This window comes from Tessaracoccus palaemonis, from assembly GCF_019316905.1.
GTDB classification, from domain to species: Bacteria; Actinomycetota; Actinomycetes; order Propionibacteriales; family Propionibacteriaceae; genus Arachnia; species Arachnia palaemonis.
The window spans coordinates 1,646,334-1,673,053 of the sequence record NZ_CP079216.1 but is presented as its reverse complement, the minus strand read 5'-3'; the positions used below and the strand labels follow the sequence as shown (position 1 = coordinate 1,673,053).

Genomic DNA, 26,720 nt, shown 5'->3' with positions numbered 1-26,720 from the left:
TTGGCCGACGGACCTGCTGGGTGAGTGAGGAATCGTGGCTGAGAAGCGTGCGCTGCAGGGGTTGCTGTTCGACGGTGACTTCGCCCCCGTGCCCAGCGACACCGGCTACCGAGGTCCGATCGCGCATCGCGTCGCCGGCATCACGTATCGACAGCTGGACTACTGGGCGCGCACCGGGCTGGTCGTGCCCAGCATCCGCAACGCCGAGGGGTCGGGGACCCAGCGCCTCTACTCGTTCCGCGACATCCTGCTCCTTCGCATCGTCAAGCGCTTCCTGGACGTTGGCATCTCTCTGCACCAGATCCGCGTCGCCATCGACCACCTCCGCGAGCGCGGCGTCGATGACCTGACCGAACTCACGCTGGTCAGCGACGGGTTCTCGGTCTATGAGGTCACGTCGGCCAACGAGCTTTTCGACCTGACGCGCGGCGGCCAGGGGATGTTCATGATCTCCGTCAGCAGCGTGTGGCGCGAACTCGAGGGCACGCTGTCGACGCTCCCCGGGGAGCGGACCGTGAGCAGGGACCAGGCCGAGGAGCATCCCGACGACGAGCTGGCCGCCCGGCGCCGCTCGCATGCCGTGTGACGGAGTCCGCGGACTCGGTTCCCGGTAGGCTCACTCCGGTGAAGGACTGGATAGCGCGCACCATCGACCGCCCCGTCGTGGCCCACGCCATGAGCGCAAACACACGTTACGGTCAGCGCCTCGGCGCGCAGTTCGCCGCCGGTGTCACCTACTTCTCGGTGCTGTCGCTGATCCCCATCCTGATGCTCACCTTCTCGACGCTCGGACTCACCCTCACGGTCCTGCGTCCCGACATGCTCGACCAGCTGAAGTCCTACATCGACGAGCAGCTCGGCGACGCGAACGACCTGGCAACGGCGCTGACCAGTGTGATCGACCAGGCGCTGAGCAACTGGCAGTCGATCGGCATCGTCGCACTCTTCACCGCCGCCTACTCCGGATCCAAATGGGCGGGGAACCTCAAGCGCGCCGTGCGCGTCATGTGGTCCGAGACCTTCGAGGACGCGATCGGGAAGAAGAACTTCGTCATCGAGCTTGGCGTGAACCTGCTGATCTTCCTCGGCCTGATCACCTGCATCGGCGTGGGGCTCGGCGTGTCCTCCATCGGAACCAGCTTCTCCACCCAGGTGATCGCGTGGCTCGGCTGGCAGGACGTTCCCGGAATCGAGCCGCTCGTGCGGATCGTGGCGGTCCTCGGGACGTTCGTGGCCTGCTGGCTGCTGTTCGCCTTCCTGTTCATCGTGATGCCCAATGAACCTGCCGCGCCACGGACCTGGCTGTTCGGCACCCTCATCGGGGCATTGGGCGCCACCGTGCTGCAGTCGCTCGTCGGAATCCTCGTGCGGCTGATGTCGGGCAACGTGTCGGCCGCCATCTTCGGCAACATCATCATCTTCATGCTGCTGTTCAACGTGCTGGCCACGCTGATCCTCATGACCGCGTCGTGGGTGGGCACGGAGAAGGTCTGGCGCGGCGAGCGGGCGGACCGGCGGGCTGAGAGGGCTCGAGCCCTGCTGGACAGCCCGGACCCGACGAAGTTCATCGATGTCCCGGCATCCACCGTCGTCGCGGCGACGCCCATCGGGCCGACCATGCGGTTCGCCGGGCGGCACAACGCCGACGAGTTGCGCGAGCCGGTCACCCGGGTGCCCGAGCCCGATCCCGACGCCTATGTCCGCCAAGGCGTGGCACGTCGAGGCATGCAGACGAACCTCGCGGTGGGCTACGGCATCGGCACCGCCACCGGACTCGGATTGGGCGCCCTGCTCATCAGCCTCCTCAGCCGCTTCTCGAAGCGAAGCTGACAAGCACAGACGCCGGCCACCCGCGAGGGGTGGCCGGCGTCGGGGCGCTCAGGGTCAGTGGGCCTCGGTCTGCACCGGGAACTCCTGACCGATGCCGGCCAGCATGTCCGTGTACCAGTCCTGGTTGATGTCGAACGGCTTGCCGCCCTTGATGCGGTCGAACGCGATGGCGGTCAGGACGTCGCCGTTCTCCTCGTCGTGGCCGATGACGCCGGGCTCACCGCGCAGCGCGGAGTCGACGGCGAGGTCGGTGCACTGCTTGATGAGCGCGAGGTCGGCGTCGTTCGCGGCGGCGGACCGGGCGAAGTAGCCGGACTTCTGGATCATGACCTTCTCGGCGTCCAGCTTCTCGGCGAACTTCGACGCGAACCAGGCGCCGGGGTTGATCTTGTCGAGCTTGACGTGGCCGAAGGGGTCGCGCGGGACCTCCTCGCCGTCCGCCTCGAGCTCGGCGACGATGGCGTCGAGGCCGGCGCCCTCGGAGAGGAAGATCGTGACGTTGCCGACCTCGTCCATGACCTTCTTCAGGCGCTCGGACTCCTTGGCGATGTCGATGACGCCCTCGGGAACGTACACGCCGTGGACGTCCCAGGCCTCCCTGCTCAGGCCGAGCTCGGGGAGCCACTCCTGGGTGTCGAGCCACTCGCGGTACTTCTGCGCGGTCGCGGCGGTCAGCCAGCCGCAGTGGCGGCCCATGACCTCGTGCACGATGAGCATGCGGGAGCCGGAGTTGTGCTCGCCAACGATGTTCTGCGCGAACACCGAACCCTGCTCGGCGGCGGTCCAGGCGCCCAGCGACTGACGGATCGGGATGACGTCGTTGTCGATGGTCTTCGGGAGGCCGACGACGGTCAGGCCGTAGTCGTGCTCGGCGAGGTAGGCGGCCAGGTCGGCTGCGGTCGTGTTGGTGTCGTCGCCGCCGATGGTGTGCAGGACGTCGACGCCGTCGGCGACGAGGCGGTCGGCCGCGACCTTCAGGGGATTCTCACCCTCGGCGACGAGCCCGCGCTTGACGAGGTCTGCGGCGTTGGTGAGCTTGACACGCGAGTTGCCGACAGGGGAGCCGCCGAACTTGTGCAGCAGCGCCGCGTTGGCGCGGACGGTGTCCGTGACGACGAGGAAGTCTCCCTTGAGGAGGCCCTGGTACCCGTGGCGGTAGGCGATGATCTCCACCTCCGGCGCAACCTGCGTGTAGCGCTCGATCAGCCCGCCGATCGCCGAGGAAAGGCAGGGAGCGAAGCCGCCGGCCGTGAGGATGGCTACCTTCTTGACCATGAGTGTCCTTTCGTGAGTCTGCGACGCAAACGCGTCAGACCCCAGCCTATTGCACGGCGACGGACAGCTTCCCGACGGGTCACGCGACCCGCCCGTCCACAGGGTCGGCGTCGGCGCCCGAGGTGACCCGAGGCGGCGGGAGGATGGTGCGCATGTCTGACCAGCGGGGGATGAGCGAGTCGGTGCAGCTCGCCGTGCTGCTGCCGCTCCTGATCGGCATCTTCCTGCTGCTCCTCCAGTGGGCGTTGATCAGCTGGGCGCAGTCGACGGCGATCTCGGCGGCCCAGGAGTCGGCCGCGGCCGCGGCCCTGCACGGGGCCCGCGAGGCCGACGGGCTCGCCGCGGGGGAGCGGGCCCTGTCCAACGGGTCGCTCAGTCGGGCGAGCGTCCGCGTCGAGAAGGGGGCCACGATCACAAGTTCCGTGGTCCGTGGCCGCGCCGTCGCCGTGATCTTCCCCTACGAGGTCGTCGCCGAGGCAACCTCGCCGACGGAGCGGGTGACGGCCCCGTGAGGGACGAGCGGGGGCTGTCGGCGTCGGTGGAGACGGCGCTCATCCTGCCAGCCGTCGTGCTGTTCGTCGGCCTGCTGCTGACGCTGGCCCGCATCGCGATCGCCGACCAGCATGTCGAGGCCGCGGTGGCAGCCGCGGCGCGGGCCGCCTCCCTCGAGCGCAGCGTCGCTGCGGCCCAGACTGCGGCCGGCGAGGCCCTGGAGCGGTCGCTGGGGGAACGCGGGATCGACTGCCTGAGCACAGGGCTCACGGTCGACGCGTCAGGGGTGGCGCGCGAGCTGGGGGAGTTTGCGACGGTGTCGGTCACCGCCACCTGCACCGTCGGGTTGGGGGACGTGAGCCTGCCGTTCGTGCCCGGATCGGTGAGGGTGGCGGGCTCGCACGACTCTCCGGTCGATCCCCTGCGTGGCAAGTGACCTTGTGAAGTCGCACGACGCTAGCCTTGCGGCATGGCTCAGTACTTCGACGTGCATCCGGTCAACCCTCAGCCCCGGGCGCTGGCGCAGGCGACGCGCATCCTCGAGAACGGTGGTCTGATCGCGTATCCCACCGACTCCTGCTTCGCGCTGGGCTGCATGCTCGGCAACGCCGACGGCATCGAACGCATCAGGAGGATCAGGAGGCTGGACGCCAAGCACCACTTCACGTTGGTGGTCGACGAGTTCGCCAAGCTCGGGCGTTTCGTGGAGATGGACAACTGGGTGTTCCGAGCGGTCAAGGCCGTGACGCCCGGTCCCTACACCTTCATCCTGCGGGCCTCGCGCGAGGTCCCGAAGATGATGCAGCACCCGAAGAAGCACACCGTCGGCGTGCGCATCCCGGACCATCGCACCACGCTGGCGCTGCTGGAGACCGTCGGGGCGCCGCTGCTGAGCTCGACGCTGCTGCTGCCTGACTACGACGAGCCGCTGACCGACGGATGGACGATCAAGGAGGTCCTCGACCACGAGGTCGACGCCGTCCTCGACTCGGGCGACTGCGGCGTGGACCCGACCACCGTCGTCGACCTGACCGGAGACGAGCCCATCGTCGCGCGGGTCGGCGCGGGGGACCCGACCCCGTTCGAATGACGGGGCCGGCGCCCAGCGTCAGCTGATGAAGCGGAAGTTCCAGGGGTAGCGGTACTGCTGGCCTGCCTTGTAGGCGTCCGGCCCGTTGAGGGCGCCCATGATGCCGATGATCAGCGTCGCGATGCTCGCGATGGCCCCGAGGATCCACCCGACGACCGGAATCGCCCAGATGACCCCTGCGATGACGCGGACGATGCCGAAGTTCAGCACCTCCTTGAGGTGGTCGTCCAGGAGCGGGGTCTTGTCCTTGTCGATGGCCCAGAAGATCACGGCCGGCCAGCCGAAGATGGCCGTGAGCCAGTAGTTGAGCTGCACGTTGGTCAACGTCGAGTCAGCGGAGTAGGCGGGCACCCGCTGCGCTGTGTAGCCGGGGGGCGGGCCGGGCGGGCCTGTCGGGGGAGAGTACTCGGCCCGGGGCGGCGGAGCGTAGTTGGCCTGCTGCTGCGGGGGAGGAGCGCTGGCCTCTCGCTGCTCCTCGGCCTCCTGCTGCTCGGGTGCAGGGGCAGGCGGCACCGTCGGATCGTCGACGGGCTGGGTGAGGTCGTCGCGACCGATCTGCTGATCGTCGGGCTCGGGATGCGTGCTCATGGCCTTCACCGCTTTCCGCCGCCGAGCAGGCCGCCCAGCAGGCCGCCGAGGATGCTGCCGCCGAGGAGGTCGCCCAGTCCGCCGCCCGAGGTGGTGACCGTTGTGGACGAGGAGGTGTCGGGCATCGGGATGGTGGGGGCGCCCGTCGTCGAGGCCGACTCGGTCTGTGTCTTGAAGACCCCGCCGGAGGTGGACGTCGGCTGCGCGGTGTCGGACGAGGCCGCGGCCCCGCCGCCGAGGATCGATCCCAGGAGCCCGCCGAGGATCCCGCCTCCCGCGGAGGAACCTGAGGACTGGCCCTTGTCGACATTCATCAGCTTGCCTGCCAGCCACGCCATGACGATCGGGGCGAGCATGGGCAGGAGCTTGGAGATCAGGCCCTCGTCTGCGGGGGTGGCCGAGCCGAGCCTCGAGACGACCGCCTGCTCGTTGTCGCCGAAGACGTTGCGGGTGATCTTCTCCCCGTCCGAGACGTCGATGTCACCGACGTTCACGCCGCCTTGGAGCAGGGTCGGGCTGTGTCCGCTGACCGCCCTCGCCAGGGACGCCTCGCCCGCGGGATCCTGGGCGTTGGCGTCCATGCCCATGAGGAGTGCGGGGAGCGCACTCTGCACGGCCTGCCGGACCTCGGCAGGGCTCGCCCCGACCTGCGTGGCCAGTTGATCGATGGGCAGTTGCTCCAGAAGATCCTGGATGTCTGACATGCATGTCTCCCTTCCTTGCGCGCTTCTGATGGCGCTCGAGGATCACGCTAGGACCAGTGAGGGCCAACCAGGCGGGGCTCCGTGCCGGCGGGGCCGGACCTCACATCTCGATCGGGACCTCAGGTCGCGCCCGGGAGAATCGCTCGCCGAGCACACCGTCGAGGATCCTGTCCGCGAGCCCGATCCCGGGGGCCGAGAGCAGGGCGTCGTGGATGGGGTGGGCCTTGGCCGACGGGTAGCGCTGGGCGAAGTCGATGGCGTCGGCGAGCTTCAGCCAGGGACCAGCGATGGGGATGAGGACATGCTCGACTGAATCGGGGTCGCCGATGTGCGGGAAGGCATCGCCGGGGACCAGGAGTCGGCCGTCTACCAGGTAGCTGGCGTTCAGGGGAGTGGGGATCCCGGGGTAGATGACGGCGTGGTCCCCGACGGCTGCGGTGATCCTGAGTGACCCGAACGTCAGTACCGCGCCATCCTCGACGACGTTGAGGCGCTCCTCGGGGATGCCCTGGTCGCGCAGCACGTCGATGGCGTCGCGCGGGGCGTAGATCGGGGAGCTGGTCTGCGCCAGATAGCCGGGCTCGGCGTGGTCGGCGTGCTGATGGGTGATGAGCATCGCGTCCGGGCGGCCGACGTCGTCGAGCTTGCTGAAGGCACCTGGGTCGACGAGCACGTTGGCGTCGTCAGCGACGATGCTCAGGCAGGCGTGACCGTGGAGTGTGAACTTCAGCATGAGCCAACGATAGTCGCTGGGTGGCCGGCGGAGGGGAGATGTGACCCTTCACGCCGGCCGCGGAAGGCACGGGGGTGATGAGGATCCCGACGACAGAATGACATAATGTGGCTTATCGGACTTGCGCGGGACCGTACCCCTGAGAGGGTCGCCAGTCCTTCCCCGGCCTACTCGTAGCGCGTCCACATGCGCAGTACGTGCACCACGTGGTCCTCGGGAAACACCTCGTAGACCAACCGGTGCTGGATGGTGATCCGTCGTGAATAGCAGCCTGCCAGATCGCCGACCAGCTTCTCGTAGCGAGGCGGCGTGGCGAATGGATCGGAGCTCATGACCTCGAGAAGGTGTTGCGCCTTGGGCTTCAGCCCTGATGCCGCCAGCTTCCGTGCGTCCTTCTGTGCGGCGCGGGAAAGGACCAGTGTCCAGTCGTCGCTCACCAGTCGAGTTCCGTGGTGCCGGCGCTGACGCCCTCACTGCGGGCCTGCCGGATCGAGTCGCCGAGCCTGGGAATCGACTCCAGGGCGAGGGTCTCCTGGATGGCGCGCCAGTCTGACTCGCTGATCAGCACAGCGTTTCCGCGCTGCCCCGTGATGGTCACGGGCTCGGACTCCTCGTTCACCTGGTCGATCAGTCGGTAGAGATTCGCTCGTGCGTTGGTTGCGCTGATTGCCGTCATGATGACCTCCTGCGCTCAAGCGTACGCCTTGGCGTACGTCAAGGCCGGGTGGGTGGGAAATGATGATCCGAAGACCGCTCCCGCTTCCGGGGATCTTCCCGCGGTGTCGCGCCGGCGCTAAGGTCGCTGGCAGGCATCGATGTAGAACCGAGGTTCACCCATGCAGGTACTTGCCCCGTGCGCAGGCCATGTCATCCCGATCACCGAGGTGGGTGACCCGACGTTCGCAGGACAGGTCGTCGGGCCGGGTGTCGGCATCAACCCGCCCCCCGGATATGCCGAGGTCGTGGCGCCCGCCGACGGGATGCTCCTGAAGGTCGACCCGCACGCGTTCATCCTGTTGGTCGACGGCGAGGTCGGGATCCTGGTGCACATCGGTATCAACACGGTGCGGCTCCAGGGCCGTGGCTTCGAGGTGCTCGCAGCCAAGGGCGCGACGGTCAAGGCCGGCTCCCCCGTCGTCGCCTGGGTTCCCGGCGACATCGACGACCCGGAGATCAGTACGACCGTCGTCGTCGTGGCCATGGACCACGCGCCGGACTCGATCACGCCGCTGGCCAACGGCACCGACGTCGTCGCCGGTGACCCGATCTTCACCGTCTGAGCGCCTCCGGTCACCGTCACTGACCGGGTCTCGATGAGCACATCCTCCTGCTCGTCGGCCCGAAACGCCTATGTGAACGCTGCCAGACGCAACGACAAGTGTGTCGTGCTCATCGCGACTCCCCACACACGGCACTCGGCCCGGGCCATCAGGCCCGGGCCGAGTCGCGTTGCGTCGCAGTCGCCCGCTGGCGGGGCCGATCAGAAGTTGATCATGTGGCCGGCGATGCCGTGCGCGGCCTCCTTGATGGCCTCCGACAGCGTCGGGTGCGCGTGGATGTTCGACGCGACCTCGTCGGCGGTCAGGTCGAAGGCCTGAGCCAGCGTCAGCTCGGGCAGGAGCTCGGTGACGTCGGGGCCGATCATGTGGGCGCCGAGGATCTCGTTGTAGCGGGCGTCCGCGACGATCTTCACGAAGCCGCCGCCGTCGCCAAGCCCCCAGGCCTTGCCGTTGGCCGCGAACGGGAACTTGGCGACCTTCACCTCGTAGCCCTTGTCCTTCGCCTGCTGCTCCGAGTAGCCGAACGAGGCGACCTGCGGCTGGCAGTAGGTGGCGCGCGGGATCATGTCGTAGTTGATCGGGTGCGTCTCGACGCCGGCGATGGTCTCGGCCGCGACGATGCCCTGGGCCTCTGCGGTGTGCGCCAGCATCATCTTGCCCGTGCAGTCGCCGATGGCGTAGATGTTGCCGACGTTGGTGCGCATGAAGTCGTCGATCGCGATCGCCTTGCGCTCCGTCAGCGCGACGCCGGTCTTCTCCAGGCCGTAGCCCTCGACGCGCGGCGCGAAGCCGACGGCCGAGAGGAAGCGGTCGGCCTCGAGGACCTGGGACGATCCCCCGGCGGCCGGGCTGACGGTGACCCGCACGCCCGAACCGGTGTCCTCGATCGTCTCGACCTTGGTGGAGGTCAGCACCGTGATGCCGAGCTTCTTGTATGCCTTGGCGAGCTCGGCGGAGATCTCCGCGTCCTCGGTCGGCACCATGCGGTCGAGGTACTCGACGATCGTCACCTTGGCGCCGAACTGGCTGAGCACGTAGGCGAACTCGGTGCCGATGGCGCCGGAACCGCCGATGATGATGGAGCCGGGCACGGCGTCGGAGAGGATCTGCTCCTCGTAGGTCACGACGTTCGCGGAGCGCGAAGTGCCGGGCAGCATGCGGGTGGTGGCGCCGGCCGCGACGATGGCGTTGGTGAACGTGACGCTCTGCTTGGAGCCGTCGTCCCCGACGACCTCGATGGTGTTGGCGTCGACGAAGGTGCCCCAGCCGTTGATCTCGTCGATCTTGTTCTTCTTCATCAGGAAGTGGATGCCCTTGGTCATCCGCTCCGAGACCTGGCGGCTGCGCTTGAAGGCCTTGCCGTAGTTGAAGGTGACGTCGCCTTCGATGCCGAACGTGTCCTTCTCATGGGTGAAGATGTGCGCCAGTTCGGCGTTGCGCAGCAGGGACTTGGTCGGGATGCAGCCGACGTTGAGGCAGACACCGCCCCAGTAGCGCTTCTCGATGATGGCGACCTTGAGGCCGAGTTGGGCGGCGCGGATGGCGGCTACGTAGCCACCGGGGCCGGCGCCGAGGACAACGACATCGTATGCAGAGCTCATGGGGCTCACTCTAGCCATGCCGGGCGGGACTTTTGGACACTGCGGCCGGAGCTAGGATGTGGCCTTATCTCATCCATGAGATAGTCTGCTGGGTATGAGCAGTGCAACGAGTGAATCTGTCGGTCGCATGATCCGCGACGGGCGAACGGCCCGCGGCTGGTCGCAGAAGCGGCTCGCCGACGAGCTCGGGACGGTACAGAGCGCGGTGCACCGCATCGAGACCGGGCAGCAGAACCTGTCGCTCAGCATGATCAACCGGCTCGCCGAGGCCCTCGAGATGCCGCTCATCCAGACGGCCACGCAGGGCGACGTGAACCTCAGGATCGAGGGCCCCACCACGCTGTCCGGCGAGATCGACGTGCGCACCTCCAAGAACGCTGCGATGGCGCTGCTGTGCGCCAGTCTGCTGAACCACGGCCGCACCGTCCTGCGAGGCATCGCCCGCATCGAGGAGGTCGACCGCATCTGCGAGGTGCTCGCCTCCATCGGCGTGCAGCTGACCTGGATGGGCGACGGCAACGACCTGGAGATCGTGCGCCCCGACGTGCTGACCCTCGACGACATGGACGAGCGCGCCGCGCGACGCACCCGTTCCATCCTGATGTTCCTCGGCCCGCTGCTGCACGAGTTCGCCGACTTCCGCCTCCCCTACGCCGGCGGCTGCGACCTCGGCGCCCGCACGGTGCACCCGCACCTGGCCGCGCTGCAGCGCTTCGGCCTGACGGTCGAGGCCACCGAGGGCGCCTACCACGCCACCGTCGCCGACCAGCGCCCGCGGGAGCGGCGCATCACGCTCATCGAGCGCGGCGACACCGTCACCGAGAACGCCCTGATGGCCGCCGCCGGCATCCCCGGGGTGACCGTGATCCGCAACGCCTCGGGCAACTACATGGTCCAGGACCTGTGCTTCTTCCTGCAGCGCCTCGGCGTCGAGGTCGACGGCATCGGCACCACGACGCTGACCATCCGCGGCATCGAGCACATCTCGGCCGACGTCGAGTACCACATCTCCGAGGACCCGATCGAGGCGATGAGCCTCCTGACGGCCGGCATCGTGACCCGCTCCGGGATCACCGTGCGCCGCTGCCCCATCGAGTTCCTCGAGGTCGAGTTCGCCGTCCTCGAGGAGATGGGCCAGCAGTTCGTCGTCTCCCCCGAGTACCCGAGCCTCAACGGCAAGACCCGGCTGGTCGACGTCACCGTCATCCCGTCGGAGCTGCGGGCGCCGCTCGACAAGATCCACCCGATGCCGTTCCCGGGACTGAACATCGACAACCTGCCGTTCTTCGCCGTCATCTGCGCGACGGCGACCGGGCAGAGCGTCATCTACGACTGGGTCTACGACAACCGTGCGATCCACCTGTCCAAGCTGTCGGAGCTCGGTGCCAACATTCAGCTGATGGATGCCCACCGGCTGCTCATCATCGGCCCGACGAAGTGGCGCGGTCGCGACATCGACACTCCCCCGGCGCTGCGCCCCGCGGTGTGTGTCCTGCTCGCCGCCATGGCGGCCCGCGGCACCACGAACCTGATGGACGTCTACGTCATCAACCGCGGCTACGAGGACCTGCCTCACCGCCTCAACGCGCTGGGAGCCAACATCAGGATCTTCTGGGGCACCCCGGACTCCGACGACTGATCAGCTGAGGCGCGTCGCCTCGAACCGGTGGCGCGGCGCGACGATGTCCTCCTGTGCCGCGACGAGCCGCAGCTCGCGGTGCCCGGCGGACGCGGTCGCCTCCAGAACGGAGTAGACGATCGACGCGGTCGCGCCGAGTGCGCCGCCGAGGTCCTTGTCACGCAGCCAGTGGGCCAGGAACATGGCGGTGGTCAGGTCACCGGAACCCGTGAAGGTGCGCTCGATCAGCGGGGTCTCGACAATCCAGGCGCCGTCGTCCCCGAGGGCCAGCATGCGGACCACATCGTCGGGCATGCCCTCCCCCACGACCGATGTCACGACGACGGTCTCCGGGCCGCGGGTCCGCAGCTCGGCGGCCGCCTCGACGACCTCGGCCAGCGTCGACGTGCTCCGGCCGACGAGGAACTCCAGCTCGAAGAGGTTCGGCGTCATGATGTCCGCCTTCTCCACGACGCTGTCGCGCCAGAACTCAGGGATGCCGGGACGCGCGTAGAAGCCGCGGCCGACGTCGCCCATCACGGGGTCGGCGCAGAAGACCGCGCGGGGATTGCGCTCCTTGACCAGTGCGGCCGAGTCGAGGATCACCTGGCCGACCTCCGGTGTGCCGAGGTAGCCGCACAGCAGCGCGTCGGCCTGGTCGAGCACGCCGCGGTCGTCGATGCCCTGCACGACCTCCCACACGTCGGTGGCGGGCAGCAGTGGGCCGCGCCAGGAACCGTAGCTGGTGTTGTTGGAGAAGTTGACGGTGTAGACGGGCCATGCGTCGACGCCCAGTCGCTGCAGGGGGAAGATGGCTGAGGAGTTGCCGGCGTGGCCATAGGCGACGGCAGACTGGATCGAGAGCACGGTGGTCATGATGACCATCCTTGCACTGCCGACGAAGGCCCGGCATTAGACTCCCGGTTCATGGCACAGGTGCACACGGACTACCTCGCTCCGAAGTTCATTGCGATGGCGCATCGGGGCGGCGCGCTGCTCACCGCGAACCTGGGCATCGAGAACACCGTCAGGGCATTCAGCAACGCCGTCGCGCTCGGCTTCACCTACCTGGAGACCGACGTGCACGTCACGGCCGACGGGCATCTCGTCGCCTTCCACGACGCGGACCTCGAGCGCGTGACGGGCTACAGAGGCTCGTTGTCCGACCTGCCGCTGGACGAGGTACTGGAGCTGCGTGTCGGCGACCGGGAACCGATCCCCTCGCTCGACGAGCTTCTCGACACCTTTCCCGACATCAACTTCAACATCGACATCAAGCAGCCGACCGCCATGCTGCCGCTGATCGACGCCATCCGTCGGCACTCCGCCGAGCGGAGGGTGTGCGTCGGTTCGTTCAGCCGCACCTCGATCCGTCGCTTCCGGGCCGGGCTGACGCAGGTCCCGACCGCGGTCTCGACCGTCGGCGTCGCGGCCCTGGCGATGGGCACCATGCCCCCCAACGGGCAGGTTTTCCAGATGCCCATGAAGTACACCGTCGGCCCGGTCAACGTGGACCTGGTGACGCCGCGCAACATTCAACGCATCCACTCCACGGGGCGACGCGTGCACGTCTGGACCATCGACGAACCGACCACAATGCACCGCCTCATCGACTGGGGGGTCGACGGGATCATGACCGACCGGCCTGATCTGCTCAAAGGCGTGCTCCGTGCACGGGGTATGTGGTCTACTCGTTGAGGGAACGTTTCGGCGTCTTGAGGCGTTGTCATCTGTGAGTAGACGAAGGAGGGGAAAACATGGCAGATCGTGCACTGCGCGGCGTGGGCCTCGGCTCGAAGACCTTCGAGGATGAGCAGGGCGTCGAGTTCGCCGAGCGCCAGAGTCTCGCATTCGACTGTCCTAAGGGCCACCACTTCGAGGTCACGTTCTCCGTCGAGGCAGAGCTTCCCACCGAGTGGGAATGCAAGAAGTGCGGCCTGATGGCTGTGCGCTCCGATGGGGTCGTCGGCGAGGAGAAGGTCACGAAACCCGTTCGGACCCACTGGGACATGCTGCGTGAGCGGCGTTCGATCCCTGAGCTCGAGGAGATCCTGTCCGAGCAGCTGACCAAGCTGCGGGAGTCGGACCGGATCTACTAGGTCCGTGAGACATGCGTGACGCCCCGGCCGTAGGGCCGGGGCGGCACGCATGTCGAGGTGTCAGTCGTCGTCGCGGGAGTCGACGACCGTTCCCTCGATGACCCCGGGGATCAAGGTGTCGTCGGCCGGGCCGGTCGTGCCGGTGATGACCTCGCCCTCGATAACCACCGCGCCGGACTGTCCCGCCCTGCGCAGCGTGCGCCCCGCGAACCAGCTGAACGCGGAACGCACGAACTGGCGGGTGAACGGAATCAGCAGCAGGAGCGCGAAGACGTCACTGATCACCCCGGGGATCAGCAGCAGAAGGCCTCCGATGAGGATGAGTGACGCGTCGGCGAGCTTGCCGGGTGGCAGGTGGCCGGTGCGGGCGGCCTCCACCAGGGCGCCCCACACCCTCGACCACTGCCAGCGGATCAGCGCCAGCCCGAGCAGGGCCGAGCCGGCCAGGAGCGCAAGGGTCCACCACCCGAGCTCGGCTGCGACCCACACCAGGGTCGCGATCTCGGCGCCCACCATCAGGAGCACACCGAGCAGTGGAAGCAGGAGGGGCCACGTCGACCCTTGCTCCCGCACGCCGGTCACGCCTTCCTGAGCAGCTGGCGGGCGGTCTTCCTGCCGATCGAGAACAGCTGCTTCGCGCGGTACTCGATGCCCCACAACGTCGTGCGGACCAGTGCCTCGACGACGATGTTTCGGCTCATCTTGGAGTCCCCGAACTCCCGCTCGACGAACTCGATGGGCACCTCGACGACGGTGTAGCCGTTCCTGATGGCGCGCCAGACAAGGTCGATCTGGAAGCAGTAGCCGGCGGAGGCGACCTCATCGAGGCTGATGCCGCGCAGCGTGGAGGCACGGAAGGCGTTGAAGCCGCCCGTCGCGTCCTTCACGGGGATACCCAGCCACAGCCGGGTCCAGAGCGACCCCCCGCGGGAGATGAACTGGCGGCTCTTCGGCCAGTTGACGACGGAACCCCCCTTGACCCAACGGGACCCCTTGACCATGTCGGCTCCTGCCCGGATCGCCTGCAGCAGCCGGGGAAGTTCCTCGGGCTGGTGCGAGCCGTCCGCGTCGTGCTCGACCAGGATGTCGTAGCCCTCGTCGAGGCCCCAGTGGAATCCGGCCAGGTAGGCGGCTCCGAGGCCCTCCTTGCCCTTGCGGTGCATGACGTGGATGTGGTCGTCGTCCGACGAGAGGCGGTCCGCGATGTCACCGGTGCCGTCCGGGGAGTTGTCGTCCGCGATCAGGATGTGCGCGTCGGGCACTGAGCGGCGCAGTCGGTTCGTGATGCTCTCGATGTTCTGCGACTCGTTGTAGGTCGGGATGATGACGAGCACCCGGTCGAGCGATTCCTCGCTGGTCATGAAGTTCCTCTGTGTCGGTTGTCCCACCATGTTACTTGGCCCGGCGACGGCCCATGACGACCGCGCAGGCGAAAGCGATGAGCGTCAGGAGGCCCGCCCCCACCGAGATGGCCGGGCCCACGTGTACCGACAGGTTCACGTTGTAGCGCAGCGGGACCTCCGCGAAGCGGGTGGCCGACGTGAACTCGGTGGTCGGGTCCAGCACCCGGCCGTGCGTGTCGATCGGCGACGACACCGAGTTGAGCGTCGAGGCGAGGACCTCCCGTCCGAGTTCCATCGCCCGCACGCGGTTGATAGTGAGCTGCTGGGACACCTGGAACGTGCCGCCGTAGGTATTGGTGTTGGACTGGCTGACGATGAGCTGAGCCCCAGCGAGCACGGTCTCGTAGCTCGTGTCGTCGTAGGCGAGCTCGAAGCAGATGATGGTGCCGATCTGCAGGTTCGGGTGCCCGGGCAGCGGGGCCGTCACCACTCCGGGTGCGTCCCCGGGGATCGACTGTCTCCCGATCTGCTTCAGGATGGGCAGCCGGGGCAGCAGGAAGTCACGGAAGGGGATCCACTCGCCGAAGGGGACGAGATCGCGCTTGTGGTACGTCGAGCCGGGGCCGTCGACCGGGTCCCACCAGATGCTGGTGGTCTGCCGGGTGTCCTCCTGCTCGCCGTCGGTGACGGCACCCACGAGGATGGGCACCTGCGCCAGTGATGCCGCGGTCTCCACCAGCGAGCGGGTCTCCGCGTCGTTGATCGGGTCGACGTCGGTCGCGTTCTCCGGCCACAGCACGAAGTCGATGTCCGTGGCCTGCGTGCGCGCCGTCGCGACGGCGAAGATGGTCTCGCTGAGGGCGTTGTTGGTCACGGAGCGGGCGTAGCTGGAGGTGCCGTGCTCGTTCCGGTTGACGTTCGGCTGGACCATCGCGACCGTGACGGACTCCTGGGGGGTGGCCCCGGGCACGAGGTTCAGGAGGCCGCCGACGACGAAAAGGGTGAGGACCACGGCCGCTCCGCGGCGCCACCTGGCCCGATCCAGCGCGACGTACAGCAGGGTCGTGCCGAGGACAGCGACGAGCAGGCTCACGCCCGCCAGCCCGATCCAGGCGTACCAGCCGCTCAGCGGGGTGTCGACCGCGGTGTAGCCGAGGCGGGACCAGGAGAATCCTCCGAAGGGGACCTTGCCGGAGGCGTACTCCATCGCGACGAAGGCCGGTGGGACGAGCAGCGGCCACCAGCGCAGCCGCAGGAGTTGAGAGATGAACAGGCCGAGGAGGCCCCACCACAGCGCGAGGAACGCGATCAGCGCGACGCCCACGGCGGCCCCCAGCACCGAGATCCACGACACCGTGAGCGTGTTCATCGCGGCGCCGGTCAGGTAGCCGAGGCCGAACGCTCGCCCGGGGCTGCGGTCGATCAGGAGCCACGTGAGTCCGGCCACCCCGAGGATGGTCAGCGGCCACAGCCCCATGGGGGCCTGTCCGGCGCCGATCAGCAGCCCGGAGGCGACGGCGACGGCGAGCGAGAGGACCGGGTTGAGGGTGGGGCGGGTCGGCACGGGGGCACTCTACCCGAGCGTGTCGGGTCGGCCGTCAGCCGGCTGCGGGCGCCTGCGGCTGTGCGGGGGCGGGTTCGTGGACCATCATCTCCGGCCCGGCAGTCAGGATCAGCCACGCTGGCAGCACGATGATGCACAGGACCGGAAGCACGTGGGCGTCCCCCACGATCAGGGCTCCGCCGAAGATCGCGAACCAGCCGTCCCTGCTGACGGCAAGCAGCACGCCGAGCACGCCGGCTGCGACCGCGAGGGTGACCGGCATGCTAGGGACGAGCGTGTGGCCCAGCAGCCCGACCGCGACGCCGGTGAACAGGGCGGGGAAGACACGGCCTCCGCGGAAGCCGGACGCACCGGCGATGACGATGGCGATGAGCTTGATCACGACGATCGCGAGCAGCGCGAGCGCACCGTAGGCGTCGCGGTCCGCGATCAGTTCGGCGGTCTGCTCGGCGCCCTTGAAAAGGGTGATGGGCCCGCCGATCGCCCCGAGGATGCCGAGCAGCAGGCCGCCGAGGGTGACGTAGACCAGCGGGTGCCGCAGTCGACGGAACAGCGCATGGACGGGGGCGAAGGCTGCGGCAGCGACGAGGCTGAGAATGGCGCCCAGGGCAGCCACTGCGGTGCCGGTCAGCAGGTCCATCCACTGCGGCGCGTAGGCGGGGAATGCGCCTCCCCAGGCCTGTCCCCCGAGCAGGTAGTACCCGACTGCGCCGGTGCCGGCGGCGACCAGCGGGGTGAACATCCGGTCCCAGAGGCTGCCGGCGGCCTTGCCGCCCATCGCTCCCGTGCACGCCAGCGCGGCGGCGATGGGTGTGCCGAGCATCGCGCCCAGCATGCCCGCGGCGGTGATCGCGATGACCATGGGGATCGGCACCTGGGGCAGCAGCCGGCGGTAGGCGGCGACGACCAGCCCGGTCGCCACCATGATGATCGGGCCCTCGGGGCCGAGGCTCACGCCGCCGGCGAGGCCGAGCACCAGCACCGCGGCCACGCCGGGCAGCGAGCTGAGAGGCAGTGGAGGCGAGACCATCTCCACCGTCGCCGTGTCGTGGCCGCCGTGGCCCGGGGCCTTCCAGAGCACGAGCCCGACGAGGGCCCCGGTGGCCGTGAGGACGAGCACGATCCACCATCGGGAGGCGGGATCGATGCCGAGCAGCGACGGCAGGGCCTCCCACCAGCCGTGGTGCAGCACCTCCGCGAGCAGATCCGCGAGGACGAGCAGCACGGCGCAGACGAGGCCGACGACCATGGCCGGGACGGCGGCCGCGGCCAGTTGTGCGGGCGAAGGCCCCTTCATGGTGTCCATGCCACCTCCTGGGCGTCACCCTAGCGGCGACGACAATCGAGCGAAACGGAAGGTTCCCCGGTGTCCTCACATGTCACGATTGCGCCATGGCAACGCTGATGGCATTCGACACGTCGTACCTGTACTTCCGCGCGTTCTTCGGCGTGCCCGCCACCTTCCGCTCCCCCGACGGGCACCCGGTCAACGCGATTCGCGGCACGATGGACTTCATCTCGAGGCTTGCGACCCAGTACGGGCCCGATCAGCTCGCCTGCGCCTGGGACGACGACTGGCGCCCGCAGTGGCGGGTGGACCTCGTCCCGTCCTACAAGACCCACCGCGTCGCCGAGGTGACGGCGGACGGCGCCGAGGAGGAGGTCGACGACGACCTCGGCTGGCAGGTCCCCCACATCCGGGCCTGCCTGGCGGCCGTCGGGATCCCCGTCATCGGGGCGAAGCACCACGAGGCGGACGATGTCCTCGCGTCGCTGGCGGCCCGGCACGACGGCCGGACGCTGGTCGTCACCGGCGACCGCGACCTGTTCCAGCTCGTCGACGACGATACGTCGGTGGTGTACGTCGCCCGCGGCGTGGCCAAGCACGAGCTCGTCACACCGGAACTGCTCAGGGCGAAGTACGACCTCGCCGCAGGGCGATATGTCGACTTCGCGGTGCTCCGGGGCGACCCCTCCGACGGGCTGCCTGGCGTGAAGGGCATCGGCGAGAAGAGTGCAGCAACGCTGGTCGAGCGCTATCCCACCCTCGAGGCGATGGTCGAGGCCGCGGCCGACCCGGCGTCGGCCATGACGCCGTCGGTCAGGTCGAAACTGCTGGCCGACGTCGACTACCTGGCTCGCGCCAGGGAGGTCGTCACGGTCGTCAGGGACCTGGCCATTCCCACGCCTACGTACACCCCCGTCGACCAGAGGCGGGTGGACGACCTGACGAAGGCTCTCTCCCTTGGCGGCTCGCTGCGGCGGCTTGCCGACCACCGCCTCACAGCCGGCCAGGAGCCCTCCGCGTCCTGAGAGCCACCACCCGAGGCTCTCCCCGGAATCGCGGGCCGCGTCAGCGCCGGGCGTGCAGCAGGTACAGCGACGAGCTCGCCGCCCAGTTGGCCGCGAGATTGCCGAGCCGGTGTGGGTGGCCCTCCGCGTCGAGCGGGATCCGACGGTCGATCTCCATCTCCAGGCTCCGGAAAAGCGGCTCCAGATCCGGCAGCGAGGAGTGGTGGAGGTTGGGTGTGTCGTACCAGTGGTACGGGAGGTCCTTCGACATGGGCATGTGGCCGCCCAGCAGCCGCAGCCGGTTGCGCCAGTAGGCGAAGTTCGGCATGGACACCACCGAGTGCACGGCGATGCGGCCCATCTCACGGAGGACCTCGCGCGGCCGGTGCACGGTCTGCAGCGTGCGCGAGAGCACGACGAAGTCGAAACTGTCGTCGCCGAACTCGGTGAGCTGGGTGTCGAGGTCGAGCTCGATCACGTCGACCCCGGCCCGTAGACATGCCAGCACGTTGACGGGATCGAGGTCGACTCCGACGCCTGTGCACCCCTTCTCCGCGAGCAGTTGCAGCGTGTCGCCGTTGCCGCAGCCGAGGTCCAGCACGCGTGACCCCTCGGGCACGAGGTCGGCGATCAGCGTGAGGTCCGCCCGGAACTGCAGGCTCATGCGATTTCCTCCGCCGCCCGGTCCATGAATGCCCGCACCGAGGCGTGGTAGTCATCGATCTCCAGCAGGAAAGAGTCGTGCCCCCACGGCGAGGAGATCTCCCTGAACGAGGTCGGCAGCCGAGCCCCCTCCAGGTGGCGCACGATCCGCCGCGAGTGAGCGGTGGAGAACCGCCAGTCGGTGTCGAAGCTCATGATGAGGAAACGGACGGGGTCCGCGACCAGCAGGTCGAGCGCTCCGTCGCGCGAGAAGGGGTCGAAGTAGTCCATCGCCCTGGTCAGGTACAGGTAGCTGAGCGGGTCGAAGCGGCTGAGGAACCGCTGCCCCTGGTGCTCGAGATAGCTCTCGACGGCGAAGTCGACGCCGAAGTTCGGCGACAGCTCGCCCTCCTGTGGAGAGCGGCCGAACTTCTCCTGGAATGCCTCCTCGGAGAGGTAGGTGATGTGCGCCATCATCCGCGCCACCGACAGCCCCTTGCCGGGGAAGGCGCCCTGCGAGATGAAGCGGCCGTCGTGGAAGTCCGGGTCCCGCATGATCGCCTGGCGCCCTACCGCGGAAAAGGCGATGTTTTGAGCCGTGAGCCGGCTCGAGGCCGCCAGGATCACGGCCCGGTCGAGGTCCTCGGGGTGGGTCAGGGCCCACTGGAGTACCTGCATTCCGCCGAGCGATCCCCCGACGACGGCGGCGAACCGCTCGATGCCAAGGTGCCGGGCGAGGCCGCGGTGCACCGAGACGAAGTCGGCCATGTCCAGCAGCGGGAAGTTCAGCTCATACGGCCGGTCGGTGCGCGGGTCGATCGACGACGGCCCCGTGCTGCCCTGGCAGCCGCCCAGGATGTTGGAGGCCACCACGAACCAGCGGTCGGTGTCGATCGGGCGGCCGGGCCCGATGAGGTTGTCCCACCAGCCGGGGCGGGTGGCGCCGACGTGGTAGCCGGCGGCGTGCGCGTCGCCGGTCAGCGCGTGACAGATGTAGATCGCGTTGCTGCGTTCGTTGTTGAGGGTCCCGTACGTCTCGTAGGCCACGTCGACCTGCGGCAGCACCGCCCCGCTCGCGAGCACCAGAGGGTTCGCGGCATCGAACACGCGCGCGGTGTGCGTCTCGACCACGCCAAGACCGTCGGCAGCGGAGCTAGTCACGCGGTCATTGTTGCAAACTCTTGACCGCGGCGATCCGCTCGTTCATCGTGGGCAGATGAGTAGACACCCCTTTCACCTGACCCTCGACGCGAGTGACCCCACCGCCCTCGGCGAGTTCTGGGCACTGGCCCTCGGCTACCGCAGGGAGGACCCGCCCGCCCCGCACTCCACGTGGGAGGAGGCGCTGACCGCCTGGGGGCTGCCCGAGGAGCGGTGGAACGACGCCAACGCGATCGTCGACCCGACCGGCGCCGGTCCCCGCATCTTCATCCAGAAGGTCCCCGAGCCGAAGACAGCGAAGAACCGGCTCCACCTTGACGTGGTCGTCAGCGAGTCCGCCGAGGGCAAGGACAGGGGCGCGCTGCGCGCGAAGGCCGACGAGCTGGTGGCCGCCGGTGCGACCGAGATGCTGGTCTTCGACGACCCGATGCTCGGCCACTGGATCGTGATGGCGGACCCGGAAGGCAACGAGTTCTGCGTCATCTGAAGGCGGGCGGCCCACCGTGTGGAAGCGAGCGGCGCCCGCGGTCGCGTGTGTAGCGGTGTGAGGTGATGGATCGGCTCCACGACGCCTGAGGCAAGCCAGAGGCGTGCCCCGGGAGGGTGCTGAGCGTCATCAGCGCCTACCCTTCCAAGACCACTGCACGTAGGAGACCTGTTCATGGAAGCCATCCTCGACTCGGTGGACGCCTACCGGTCCCCAATGCTCTTTCTACTCAAGGTCCTCTCGCGGGAGGGGTCCCGGTCAAGCGGCTGGTCATCGACGAACTCGGGATTGCAGAGATCATCGTTCCCGAACCGGAGCTGTTCAGGCGGTACCTCGCAGCGCTCACTGAGTTCGATGACGAGTCGCTGGCCGACGTTCACTTGAGCGAGGAGCTGACCGCTGACTACATCACCGACGACGGGCCGATGACGCTCGAGCTCTGCGAGGAGGACGGGTTCATCTCCTGGCGGCGGCTCTCTGCCGGCGCACGGTGACGCACGGGTAGATAGTCCGGCTGCCCCGACGCGGTAGAAAAGGCCCTCCTCGACTCCCCGTTTTCGCCTGCCGCCGCACACCGGGGCAGGTATAGACCCGAACACCAACAGGCAGCACCGGGCCAGCGACAACCGCGGCCGCTGGGGCGAGATGCTGCGGGCCGAAGCCGACCTTGATGTCGACGAGCTCAATGATGTGTGTTTCATCGGAAACGATGGTGTCGTGTGGCATTCAGAAAGTGGGCTGTGGAGCTCCGCTCTAGCCACAGGGGAAACGGTTTGCCTACTGCGTCGCGCCGAGGATGATCGGAGCTCGTGGTTACCCCAAGCCGACGTTGTTGTGCGAGTGGAGCGCCCGGGCGGAAGCCGGAGTTACCAGATCTCGACAGTCTCTATTCAGACCGGCGCACTTGTTCATGAGGCGATCCGCATCGACGTCGAAGGCCCAAGAGACCAGGATCACTTCGGAGCAGGACTGCTGCATGGGTCGCCCGTGCCGAAAGAAGGGTAGTTTGGGGCGGGGCGACCTCCACCCCCAAACGTGCCACCCTTGACACTGCTTTCCAGCAGGCGCAATGCTCGGTGCTGTGAAGCCCAGAAGGAGGAACCGAATAGGCGCTCTCGCGGTTTGGTGCCTCTTCTTGGTTTCCCTGACTGGTTGCGACGTCAACACGCCGGCTCCATCCGCACCCGAGGAACCATCGCACACGGCAACCGCCGATGGGCCAGCCACAGCCGCTCAAACGGGCTCTTCGGACCTGAGCGTGGGTTGAGCGTGGATCCGATGGTGGGCGTGTCGGTGGGGTGGAGGGGGTCGAGGCCCTCAAGAATCGGGGTTACCACACCACTCGACTTCGAGGACCTCGACGATGCCCGATCCTACTTCCTACTGCCAGCGCTGTGATGTTCTTCTGGGCCTGCCCGGGCTCCATGTGACCGGTGTCCATCGCGACGACGCGGGGCTTCGGGTTGAGGTCGAGTCTCGGCCTCCTGCGGTGATGGGCTGCGCGACATGTGGGGTCGTGGCGCATGCGCATGGCCGGCAGCGGGTGGAGTTGATCGACGCTGCCTGTTTCACGGCGCCGGTGCGGTTGTGGTGGCGGAAACGACGATGGCTGTGTCCGGAGCCGTCGTGTCCGGTGACCTCGTTCATGGAACAAGACCCCGACGTGGCGCGGCCCAGAGCGTTGCTCACCGCTCGGGCGACATCGTGGGCGGTCGGGCAGATGCGCCGCGAGAACGCTTCGGTTCAGGGTCTTGCCCGTCAGCTGGGTTGTGCTTGGAGGACGCTGTGGCGAGCCGTCAAGCCGAACCTTGAAGCCGCTGCTGCCGATGAGTCGCGCTTCGCCGGTGTCACCTCGCTGGGTGTTGACGAACACATTTGGCATCACGTCTCGACCAGGCCTGTCGAGCAGGGTGGACGCGGCCCGAAGGAGTTCACCGGCATGGTTGATCTCACCCGTGACAAGGACGGACGCGTCCGGGCGCGGCTCCTTGATCTGGTCCCGGGTCGTTCCGGCGAGGCCTACACGTCGTGGCTGAAGGTCCGCGGCGACACGTTCCGCGAAGGCGTCGAGATCGCCACGCTGGACCCGTTCCACGGCTACAAGAACGCCATCGACGACCAGTTGGAGGACGCCATCGCGGTGCTTGACGCGTTCCACGTCGTCAAGCTTGGCACGGCCGCGGTCGATGAGGTCCGCCGCCGGGTCCAGCAAGACATCCACGGCCACCGCGGCCGCAAGAACGATCCGCTGTATCGGATCCGGAACCTGCTGCGCGCCGGTCTGGAACACCTCAGCGACGGGCAGAAGACCCGCCTCAAAACCGCGTTCACCGCCGATGACCGCCACGTCGAAGTCGAGGTCGCCTGGCACTGCGCCCAACAACTGCGCTCGGTCTACCACCAGCCAAGCCACGCCGACGGGCGCAGGGTCGCAGAGAAGATCCTGGCCACGTTCCCGTCGTGTCCGATCCCGGAGATCGCCCGCCTCGGCCGGACCCTGAACCAGTGGCGAGACGCGTTCCTAGGCTACTTCACCACCAGCGGCGCCAACAACGGCGGAACCGAAGCCATCAACGGGCTGATCGAACTCGCCCGCCGCATCGCCCGAGGATTCCGCGACCCCGACAACTACCGCCTCAGAATGCTCCTCATCGGCGGCGGACTACGCCTCTGACCCCACGCTCAAGTCAGAAGAGCCCTCAAACGAGCCGTGAGGACGCAGAACAGTTTCTGGACGAGCGCCTGAGCGCGTTGGCACCGAGTCGTGTGTACTTGTCTTCCCGGGACGGCCTCCCACTACCGGGTTCATTCGATCCGAATCACTCCGACGACAGCATCTCGATACTGACGACATGCTTGACGGAGACGGTTGAGTCCACAACGATCACTATTACCCAGGGTGATACCCCGCTGGGGTCGCTGGTGGTCCCATGCGCGGTTGGAGAGAACATGGCGGGCGAATATGCCCCTTCCCTGTATTCCCCCACGGGTGGCCTCGTCACCGTCGAGGTGTCCGAGCCAAGAGTTGTTGCGTTCAGAGCAGTTGGTTCCAGCAAGTAGTCGACAAGCACGGCTCCGCTACCCCGACCGCTGGCACGGCATGTCGCGATACGGCCGACCTTGCAGACCTCGACGGACGCCTCAGGAGCACCGATGGCGATCATGGCGAACACTCCGCCAATCACTCAGCGACGTCATAGTTCGACCCGGTACCAGTTGTAGAAGAAGAAGACGGACATTTCAACGGTGCCACCCGGTCCCTCCAGAGTGAGCGTGGACCTGCTGCCGTCTTCGTCACCCAGCCGCATCTGGACCTGATCCGCCGAGGAGGGCGCTCCCAGCTGCTCGCGGACCTCCGCTGCCAGTTCTTCCAGTTGCGCATCGGTCTGCTTGTCGACCAGGACCGCACACATGGCGGCAGGGTCTGAGGAGACCAGGGCATCCGTGAACTCCTGAGCAGCGGCCATAGGCGTTGAGGCGCCACTGGGCAGCCCGTCGCACGAGTAGACAGTTCTCGGGGTCCACCAGAGCTGCCAAGACGCCACGGCAAACAACGCGAACGCAGCCACAAATAGTGCGCTCAGGCATGCAAGCAGCCATTGCTTCATGCACCCCAGCCAATCACAGAAGTGGCACCGTCAGTTCCGGGCCGGTGGATCGCCGCGCTGGTGTTCCTCGCCTCGCCGCAATCGTCGTATCGCGCGACCGCAGGCGGGCGCGGGCCTCCAAGTAGAGCTGGTGGATCGGGTCACCGGGACACGGGCTCGGCTGTCGCCGTCGCGCCTGAGCCGGTTGCGGAGACAGTCACCGGCCTAGAACTCGAGAACACGTCGACGTCGGCATCCATGAGGACCTCGAAGGGCGCCAGTGTCGTCGGCCACCGGGTCGGCACCGAGACTCTGATCAACAGCGGTGAGGGGAACGCGCTCCGCGCAGCGTGAGGCGACGAGTCCAGTCAGGTGTACCGACCAGCTCCAGGATTGAGGCGAGACGGGGCGAAAGCCGCCCGAGGCAACGGAGCCGGGGCCCAGTCACGGGGCCAGGGCTCCGAGAAGGTGATGTCGCCAATGGGCCGCGCCTACCCCTTCAGGCCGCCCGCCAGCAGGCCGCGGACGAAGTACTTCTGCAGCGACAGGAACACGATCACGGGCACGATCATGGAGATGAACGCGCCGGCGGACAGCAGGTACCACTGGCCCCCGAGGGTGCCGGACATCTCTGCGACGCGGACCGTCAGCGGCGCGTACTGTCGCGACGGGGCGAAGATCAGCGCGACGAGCAGGTCGTTCCAGACCCACAGAAACTGGAAGATGCCGAAGCTCGCCAGGGCCGGCTTCATCAGCGGGAGGATGATGCGGAAGAAGATCTGGTTGTGCCCTGCGCCGTCGACCCTTGCCGCCTCCATGAGGTCGGCCGGCAGGTCCTTCATGAAGTTGTGGAGCAGGAACACCGCCAGCGGCAGCGCGAAGATGGAGTGCGAGAGCCAGACCCGCCAGAACGGCGTCAACTCCAGCACGTTGTAGACCTGCTGCAGCGGGATCAGCGCCACCTGCAGCGGGACGATCTGCAGGGCGAAGATGCCGACGAACAGCCAGTCGCGGCCGGGGAACTTCGTCCACGCGATCGCATAGGAGGCGAGGGCTGCGAGCAGCAGCGGGATGATCACCGCGGGGATGGTGATCACGATCGAGTTGATGAAGTAGTCGATCAGGCTCGTGGAGCCCCCGAAGAGCGCCTCCTGGTAGTTGCGCATGGTGAACCAGGGGTTCGTGAACGCTGTCCACCAGCCGGTGGTCTGGATGTCCTCCTGCGTACGGAAGGACGTGATGAGCAGCCCGAGGGTCGGCGTCGTCCAGGCCACGGCGAGCAGGACGGCCACCACGGAGGCCCAGGGCGATGAGATGGCGCGGGCGGCGTTGCCCGCTGCGGTCCTTGCCATGTCAGGCGTCCCTCCTCGTCTGGATGACGTTGTAGATGACGATCGGCAGCACGAGGATGAACAGCAGGACCGCGATGGCGGCTCCCGTGCCGTACTCGAAGTACCTGAACGAGTAGTTGTAGAACTCGAGAGCCAGCACCGAGGTGTCGAACTGGCCGCCGGTCATGGTGCGCACGACGTCGAAGACCTTCAGGGTGGCGATGCCCACGGTCGTCAGCACGACGACGACGGACCCGCGGATGCTGGGCAGCGTGATGCTGCGGAAGAGCCGCCAGCCGGTGCTGCCGTCGATCTTGGCTGCCTCGACGACTTCGTCGGGGATGGCCTTGATGGCGGCCGAGAGCACGGTCATGGCGAAGCCGGCCTGGATCCACACCATGACGACGATGAGCCAGAAGGTGTTCCACGGCCGCGACTGCATGAAGTCGACGGGGTCTCCCCCGAAGGTCGTGATGATGGCGTTGAAGAGGCCCGTCTGGGCAGCGCCGGCCGGACGGTACTCGTAGACGAACTTCCAGATGATGGATGCGCCGACCATGGAGATGGCCATGGGCAGGAAGATGAGGGCCTTGGCGAAGGCCTCGAAGCGGGACCGGTCCACCAGCACGGCGTAGGCCAGCCCGACGACCGTGGCCAGCACAGGCACCGCGATCACCCAGACGGCCGTGTTGATCAACGGGCGCAGCAGCTCCGGGCTCGTGAAGATGTTCGCGAAGTTGGTCAGGCTGAAGCCGACGTCGCCCGTCGGGCCGCCGAAGGCCTGGCGGATCGTCAGGAGCGCCGGGTACACCAGCCCGGCTGCGAGCATGAGGACGACGGGGGCGACGTAGACGACCCCCTGCAGCCGGTCCGACGAGCGCGAGCGCAGCCGGCCGACGAGCCAGGCGATGCCCACGATGAGGGCGACGACCACGGCGAACAGCGCGATCGCGCCGAACATCGCGAGGAACTTGTCAACGATCTGGGTCACGGAGTGTCTCCT

At 67.7% G+C, this 26,720-nt stretch carries 31 protein-coding genes; 13 read left to right on the top strand and 18 right to left on the bottom strand.

Translation table 11 applies throughout. The annotated features are described in order from the left end of the window. Positions 1–34 precede the first annotated feature (34 nt). Positions 35–586 (top strand): MerR family transcriptional regulator, encoded by a 552-nt coding sequence (locus tag KDB89_RS07545; protein WP_304650870.1) that lies wholly within the window; start codon positions 35–37, stop codon positions 584–586. 38 nt (positions 587–624) lie between these two features. Next, positions 625–1,830, top strand: a complete 1,206-nt coding sequence (locus KDB89_RS07540) for a YhjD/YihY/BrkB family envelope integrity protein (protein ID WP_219079814.1) — start codon at positions 625–627, stop codon at positions 1,828–1,830. A gap of 54 nt (positions 1,831–1,884) precedes the next feature. Here KDB89_RS07540 and KDB89_RS07535 read toward each other — a convergent pair whose 3' ends face one another. Beyond that, positions 1,885–3,105, bottom strand: coding sequence for a pyrophosphate--fructose-6-phosphate 1-phosphotransferase (locus KDB89_RS07535; protein ID WP_219079812.1), 1,221 nt, complete (start codon positions 3,103–3,105; stop codon positions 1,885–1,887). Between the two features lie 152 nt (positions 3,106–3,257). Between KDB89_RS07535 and KDB89_RS07530 the strand changes: the two genes are divergently transcribed. From KDB89_RS07530 to KDB89_RS07520, 3 genes are read left to right on the top strand one after another with little or no spacing between them, the layout of a single operon-like run. Further along, entirely contained in the window at positions 3,258–3,617 is a 360-nt protein-coding gene (locus KDB89_RS07530; protein WP_219079810.1) for a TadE/TadG family type IV pilus assembly protein, read from the top strand. Beyond that, on the top strand, positions 3,614–4,033 hold the full coding sequence (locus KDB89_RS07525; protein WP_219079808.1) for a TadE/TadG family type IV pilus assembly protein: 420 nt from the start codon (positions 3,614–3,616) through the stop codon (positions 4,031–4,033). Before KDB89_RS07530 ends, KDB89_RS07525 begins: the two co-directional genes overlap by 4 nt. Before the next feature lie 33 nt (positions 4,034–4,066). Then, positions 4,067–4,687, top strand: coding sequence for an L-threonylcarbamoyladenylate synthase (locus KDB89_RS07520; protein ID WP_219079807.1), 621 nt, complete (start codon positions 4,067–4,069; stop codon positions 4,685–4,687). 18 nt (positions 4,688–4,705) lie between these two features. Here KDB89_RS07520 and KDB89_RS07515 read toward each other — a convergent pair whose 3' ends face one another. The 5 genes from KDB89_RS07515 to KDB89_RS07495 all read right to left on the bottom strand — a co-directional run bounded on the left by KDB89_RS07515 (position 4,706) and on the right by KDB89_RS07495 (position 7,388). After that, positions 4,706–5,275, bottom strand: coding sequence for a DUF4870 domain-containing protein (locus KDB89_RS07515; RefSeq protein WP_219079805.1), 570 nt, complete (start codon positions 5,273–5,275; stop codon positions 4,706–4,708). Between the two features lie 5 nt (positions 5,276–5,280). Next, positions 5,281–5,979, bottom strand: coding sequence for a DUF937 domain-containing protein (locus KDB89_RS07510; protein ID WP_219079803.1), 699 nt, complete (start codon positions 5,977–5,979; stop codon positions 5,281–5,283). 100 nt (positions 5,980–6,079) lie between these two features. Next, entirely contained in the window at positions 6,080–6,712 is a 633-nt protein-coding gene (locus tag KDB89_RS07505; RefSeq protein WP_219079800.1) for an MBL fold metallo-hydrolase, read from the bottom strand. 167 nt (positions 6,713–6,879) lie between these two features. Further along, positions 6,880–7,149, bottom strand: a complete 270-nt coding sequence (locus KDB89_RS07500) for a Txe/YoeB family addiction module toxin (protein WP_219079798.1) — start codon at positions 7,147–7,149, stop codon at positions 6,880–6,882. Further along, positions 7,146–7,388 carry a type II toxin-antitoxin system Phd/YefM family antitoxin gene (locus tag KDB89_RS07495; RefSeq protein WP_219079796.1) on the bottom strand — a complete coding sequence of 81 codons (243 nt, stop codon included), beginning with the start codon at positions 7,386–7,388 and terminating at the stop codon, positions 7,146–7,148. Before KDB89_RS07495 ends, KDB89_RS07500 begins: the two co-directional genes overlap by 4 nt. Positions 7,389–7,548: 160 nt before the next feature. On the opposite strand from KDB89_RS07495, the gene KDB89_RS07490 reads away from it, so the two are divergent. Next, positions 7,549–7,992 (top strand): PTS sugar transporter subunit IIA, encoded by a 444-nt coding sequence (locus KDB89_RS07490; protein ID WP_219079794.1) that lies wholly within the window; start codon positions 7,549–7,551, stop codon positions 7,990–7,992. A gap of 200 nt (positions 7,993–8,192) precedes the next feature. Here the strand turns inward: KDB89_RS07490 and lpdA are convergent, their stop codons facing one another. Next, positions 8,193–9,593: a dihydrolipoyl dehydrogenase gene (lpdA, locus tag KDB89_RS07485; protein ID WP_219079792.1), complete on the bottom strand. Its 1,401-nt coding sequence runs from the start codon at positions 9,591–9,593 to the stop codon at positions 8,193–8,195. A 94-nt stretch (positions 9,594–9,687) separates the two neighbouring features. Between lpdA and KDB89_RS07480 the strand changes: the two genes are divergently transcribed. Continuing rightward, on the top strand, positions 9,688–11,232 hold the full coding sequence (locus tag KDB89_RS07480) for a UDP-N-acetylglucosamine 1-carboxyvinyltransferase (RefSeq protein WP_219079790.1): 1,545 nt from the start codon (positions 9,688–9,690) through the stop codon (positions 11,230–11,232). Here the strand turns inward: KDB89_RS07480 and pdxY are convergent, their stop codons facing one another. Beyond that, positions 11,233–12,087, bottom strand: a complete 855-nt coding sequence (pdxY, locus tag KDB89_RS07475; RefSeq protein ID WP_219079788.1) for a pyridoxal kinase PdxY — start codon at positions 12,085–12,087, stop codon at positions 11,233–11,235. Between the two features lie 51 nt (positions 12,088–12,138). On the opposite strand from pdxY, the gene KDB89_RS07470 reads away from it, so the two are divergent. Further along, positions 12,139–12,909, top strand: a complete 771-nt coding sequence (locus tag KDB89_RS07470) for a glycerophosphodiester phosphodiesterase family protein (protein ID WP_219079786.1) — start codon at positions 12,139–12,141, stop codon at positions 12,907–12,909. Between the two features lie 59 nt (positions 12,910–12,968). After that, positions 12,969–13,310, top strand: coding sequence for an RNA polymerase-binding protein RbpA (locus KDB89_RS07465; protein WP_219079784.1), 342 nt, complete (start codon positions 12,969–12,971; stop codon positions 13,308–13,310). A 60-nt stretch (positions 13,311–13,370) separates the two neighbouring features. Here the strand turns inward: KDB89_RS07465 and KDB89_RS07460 are convergent, their stop codons facing one another. Genes KDB89_RS07460 through KDB89_RS07445 form a run of 4 tightly spaced genes read right to left on the bottom strand, consistent with a single transcriptional unit; the run spans position 13,371 to position 17,523 of the window. Next, positions 13,371–13,883: an FxsA family protein gene (locus KDB89_RS07460; RefSeq protein ID WP_219079782.1), complete on the bottom strand. Its 513-nt coding sequence runs from the start codon at positions 13,881–13,883 to the stop codon at positions 13,371–13,373. A 5-nt stretch (positions 13,884–13,888) separates the two neighbouring features. Next, positions 13,889–14,671 carry a polyprenol monophosphomannose synthase gene (locus KDB89_RS07455; RefSeq protein WP_219079780.1) on the bottom strand — a complete coding sequence of 261 codons (783 nt, stop codon included), beginning with the start codon at positions 14,669–14,671 and terminating at the stop codon, positions 13,889–13,891. Between the two features lie 31 nt (positions 14,672–14,702). Then, complete coding sequence (gene lnt, locus KDB89_RS07450) at positions 14,703–16,217, bottom strand: apolipoprotein N-acyltransferase (RefSeq protein ID WP_219079778.1); 1,515 nt, start codon at positions 16,215–16,217, stop codon at positions 14,703–14,705. Positions 16,218–16,251: 34 nt separating this feature from the next. Next, positions 16,252–17,523 carry an ion channel protein gene (locus KDB89_RS07445; RefSeq protein WP_219079777.1) on the bottom strand — a complete coding sequence of 424 codons (1,272 nt, stop codon included), beginning with the start codon at positions 17,521–17,523 and terminating at the stop codon, positions 16,252–16,254. 86 nt (positions 17,524–17,609) lie between these two features. Here KDB89_RS07445 and KDB89_RS07440 point away from each other — a divergent pair, with 86 nt between their 5' ends. Next, positions 17,610–18,530: a 5'-3' exonuclease gene (locus KDB89_RS07440; protein WP_255555832.1), complete on the top strand. Its 921-nt coding sequence runs from the start codon at positions 17,610–17,612 to the stop codon at positions 18,528–18,530. A gap of 40 nt (positions 18,531–18,570) precedes the next feature. Here KDB89_RS07440 and metW read toward each other — a convergent pair whose 3' ends face one another. Together metW and metX are read right to left on the bottom strand one after the other, a co-directional pair. After that, positions 18,571–19,173 (bottom strand): methionine biosynthesis protein MetW, encoded by a 603-nt coding sequence (metW, locus tag KDB89_RS07435; protein ID WP_219079775.1) that lies wholly within the window; start codon positions 19,171–19,173, stop codon positions 18,571–18,573. Further along, a complete protein-coding gene (gene metX / locus KDB89_RS07430) occupies positions 19,170–20,312 on the bottom strand; it encodes a homoserine O-acetyltransferase MetX (RefSeq protein ID WP_219079773.1) in 1,143 nt (380 codons plus the stop codon). Before metX ends, metW begins: the two co-directional genes overlap by 4 nt. Before the next feature lie 55 nt (positions 20,313–20,367). On the opposite strand from metX, the gene KDB89_RS07425 reads away from it, so the two are divergent. The 3 genes from KDB89_RS07425 to KDB89_RS07415 all read left to right on the top strand — a co-directional run bounded on the left by KDB89_RS07425 (position 20,368) and on the right by KDB89_RS07415 (position 23,473). Then, positions 20,368–20,799 (top strand): VOC family protein, encoded by a 432-nt coding sequence (locus tag KDB89_RS07425; RefSeq protein ID WP_219079771.1) that lies wholly within the window; start codon positions 20,368–20,370, stop codon positions 20,797–20,799. Positions 20,800–20,915: 116 nt separating this feature from the next. Next, positions 20,916–21,293 carry a hypothetical protein gene (locus tag KDB89_RS07420; protein WP_219079769.1) on the top strand — a complete coding sequence of 126 codons (378 nt, stop codon included), beginning with the start codon at positions 20,916–20,918 and terminating at the stop codon, positions 21,291–21,293. An 869-nt stretch (positions 21,294–22,162) separates the two neighbouring features. Beyond that, positions 22,163–23,473, top strand: coding sequence for an ISL3 family transposase (locus tag KDB89_RS07415; RefSeq protein ID WP_219079767.1), 1,311 nt, complete (start codon positions 22,163–22,165; stop codon positions 23,471–23,473). Between the two features lie 145 nt (positions 23,474–23,618). Here the strand turns inward: KDB89_RS07415 and KDB89_RS07410 are convergent, their stop codons facing one another. The 4 genes from KDB89_RS07410 to KDB89_RS07395 all read right to left on the bottom strand — a co-directional run bounded on the left by KDB89_RS07410 (position 23,619) and on the right by KDB89_RS07395 (position 26,708). Further along, the gene (locus tag KDB89_RS07410; protein WP_219079764.1) at positions 23,619–23,963 is read right to left on the bottom strand and encodes a hypothetical protein; all 345 of its coding nucleotides are present in this window, start codon (positions 23,961–23,963) and stop codon (positions 23,619–23,621) included. Positions 23,964–23,993: 30 nt separating this feature from the next. Next, complete coding sequence (locus KDB89_RS07405; RefSeq protein ID WP_219079762.1) at positions 23,994–24,407, bottom strand: hypothetical protein; 414 nt, start codon at positions 24,405–24,407, stop codon at positions 23,994–23,996. A gap of 470 nt (positions 24,408–24,877) precedes the next feature. Next, complete coding sequence (locus tag KDB89_RS07400) at positions 24,878–25,738, bottom strand: carbohydrate ABC transporter permease (protein ID WP_219079760.1); 861 nt, start codon at positions 25,736–25,738, stop codon at positions 24,878–24,880. 1 nt (position 25,739) lies between these two features. Next, positions 25,740–26,708 carry a carbohydrate ABC transporter permease gene (locus KDB89_RS07395; RefSeq protein WP_255555831.1) on the bottom strand — a complete coding sequence of 323 codons (969 nt, stop codon included), beginning with the start codon at positions 26,706–26,708 and terminating at the stop codon, positions 25,740–25,742. Between the last annotated feature and the right edge of the window lie 12 nt (positions 26,709–26,720).

Coding starts and splice junctions, on each gene's coding strand:
- KDB89_RS07530 (WP_219079810.1), top strand. CDS start 3,258: ATGTCTGACCAGCGGGGGATGAGCGAGTCGGTGCAGCTCGCCGTGCTG.
- KDB89_RS07495 (WP_219079796.1), bottom strand. CDS start 7,388: ATGACGGCAATCAGCGCAACCAACGCACGAGCGAATCTCTACCGACTG.
- KDB89_RS07445 (WP_219079777.1), bottom strand. CDS start 17,523: ATGGACACCATGAAGGGGCCTTCGCCCGCACAACTGGCCGCGGCCGCC.
- KDB89_RS07480 (WP_219079790.1), top strand. CDS start 9,688: ATGAGCAGTGCAACGAGTGAATCTGTCGGTCGCATGATCCGCGACGGG.
- KDB89_RS07515 (WP_219079805.1), bottom strand. CDS start 5,275: ATGAGCACGCATCCCGAGCCCGACGATCAGCAGATCGGTCGCGACGAC.
- KDB89_RS07440 (WP_255555832.1), top strand. CDS start 17,610: ATGGCAACGCTGATGGCATTCGACACGTCGTACCTGTACTTCCGCGCG.
- KDB89_RS07405 (WP_219079762.1), bottom strand. CDS start 24,407: ATGAAGCAATGGCTGCTTGCATGCCTGAGCGCACTATTTGTGGCTGCG.
- KDB89_RS07510 (WP_219079803.1), bottom strand. CDS start 5,979: ATGTCAGACATCCAGGATCTTCTGGAGCAACTGCCCATCGATCAACTG.
- lpdA (WP_219079792.1), bottom strand. CDS start 9,593: ATGAGCTCTGCATACGATGTCGTTGTCCTCGGCGCCGGCCCCGGTGGC.
- KDB89_RS07410 (WP_219079764.1), bottom strand. CDS start 23,963: ATGATCGCCATCGGTGCTCCTGAGGCGTCCGTCGAGGTCTGCAAGGTC.
- KDB89_RS07470 (WP_219079786.1), top strand. CDS start 12,139: ATGGCACAGGTGCACACGGACTACCTCGCTCCGAAGTTCATTGCGATG.
- KDB89_RS07505 (WP_219079800.1), bottom strand. CDS start 6,712: ATGCTGAAGTTCACACTCCACGGTCACGCCTGCCTGAGCATCGTCGCT.
- pdxY (WP_219079788.1), bottom strand. CDS start 12,087: ATGACCACCGTGCTCTCGATCCAGTCTGCCGTCGCCTATGGCCACGCC.
- KDB89_RS07400 (WP_219079760.1), bottom strand. CDS start 25,738: ATGGCAAGGACCGCAGCGGGCAACGCCGCCCGCGCCATCTCATCGCCC.
- KDB89_RS07465 (WP_219079784.1), top strand. CDS start 12,969: ATGGCAGATCGTGCACTGCGCGGCGTGGGCCTCGGCTCGAAGACCTTC.
- KDB89_RS07415 (WP_219079767.1), top strand. CDS start 22,163: ATGCCCGATCCTACTTCCTACTGCCAGCGCTGTGATGTTCTTCTGGGC.
- KDB89_RS07520 (WP_219079807.1), top strand. CDS start 4,067: ATGGCTCAGTACTTCGACGTGCATCCGGTCAACCCTCAGCCCCGGGCG.
- metW (WP_219079775.1), bottom strand. CDS start 19,173: ATGAGCCTGCAGTTCCGGGCGGACCTCACGCTGATCGCCGACCTCGTG.
- KDB89_RS07425 (WP_219079771.1), top strand. CDS start 20,368: ATGAGTAGACACCCCTTTCACCTGACCCTCGACGCGAGTGACCCCACC.
- KDB89_RS07535 (WP_219079812.1), bottom strand. CDS start 3,105: ATGGTCAAGAAGGTAGCCATCCTCACGGCCGGCGGCTTCGCTCCCTGC.
- KDB89_RS07490 (WP_219079794.1), top strand. CDS start 7,549: ATGCAGGTACTTGCCCCGTGCGCAGGCCATGTCATCCCGATCACCGAG.
- KDB89_RS07455 (WP_219079780.1), bottom strand. CDS start 14,671: ATGACCAGCGAGGAATCGCTCGACCGGGTGCTCGTCATCATCCCGACC.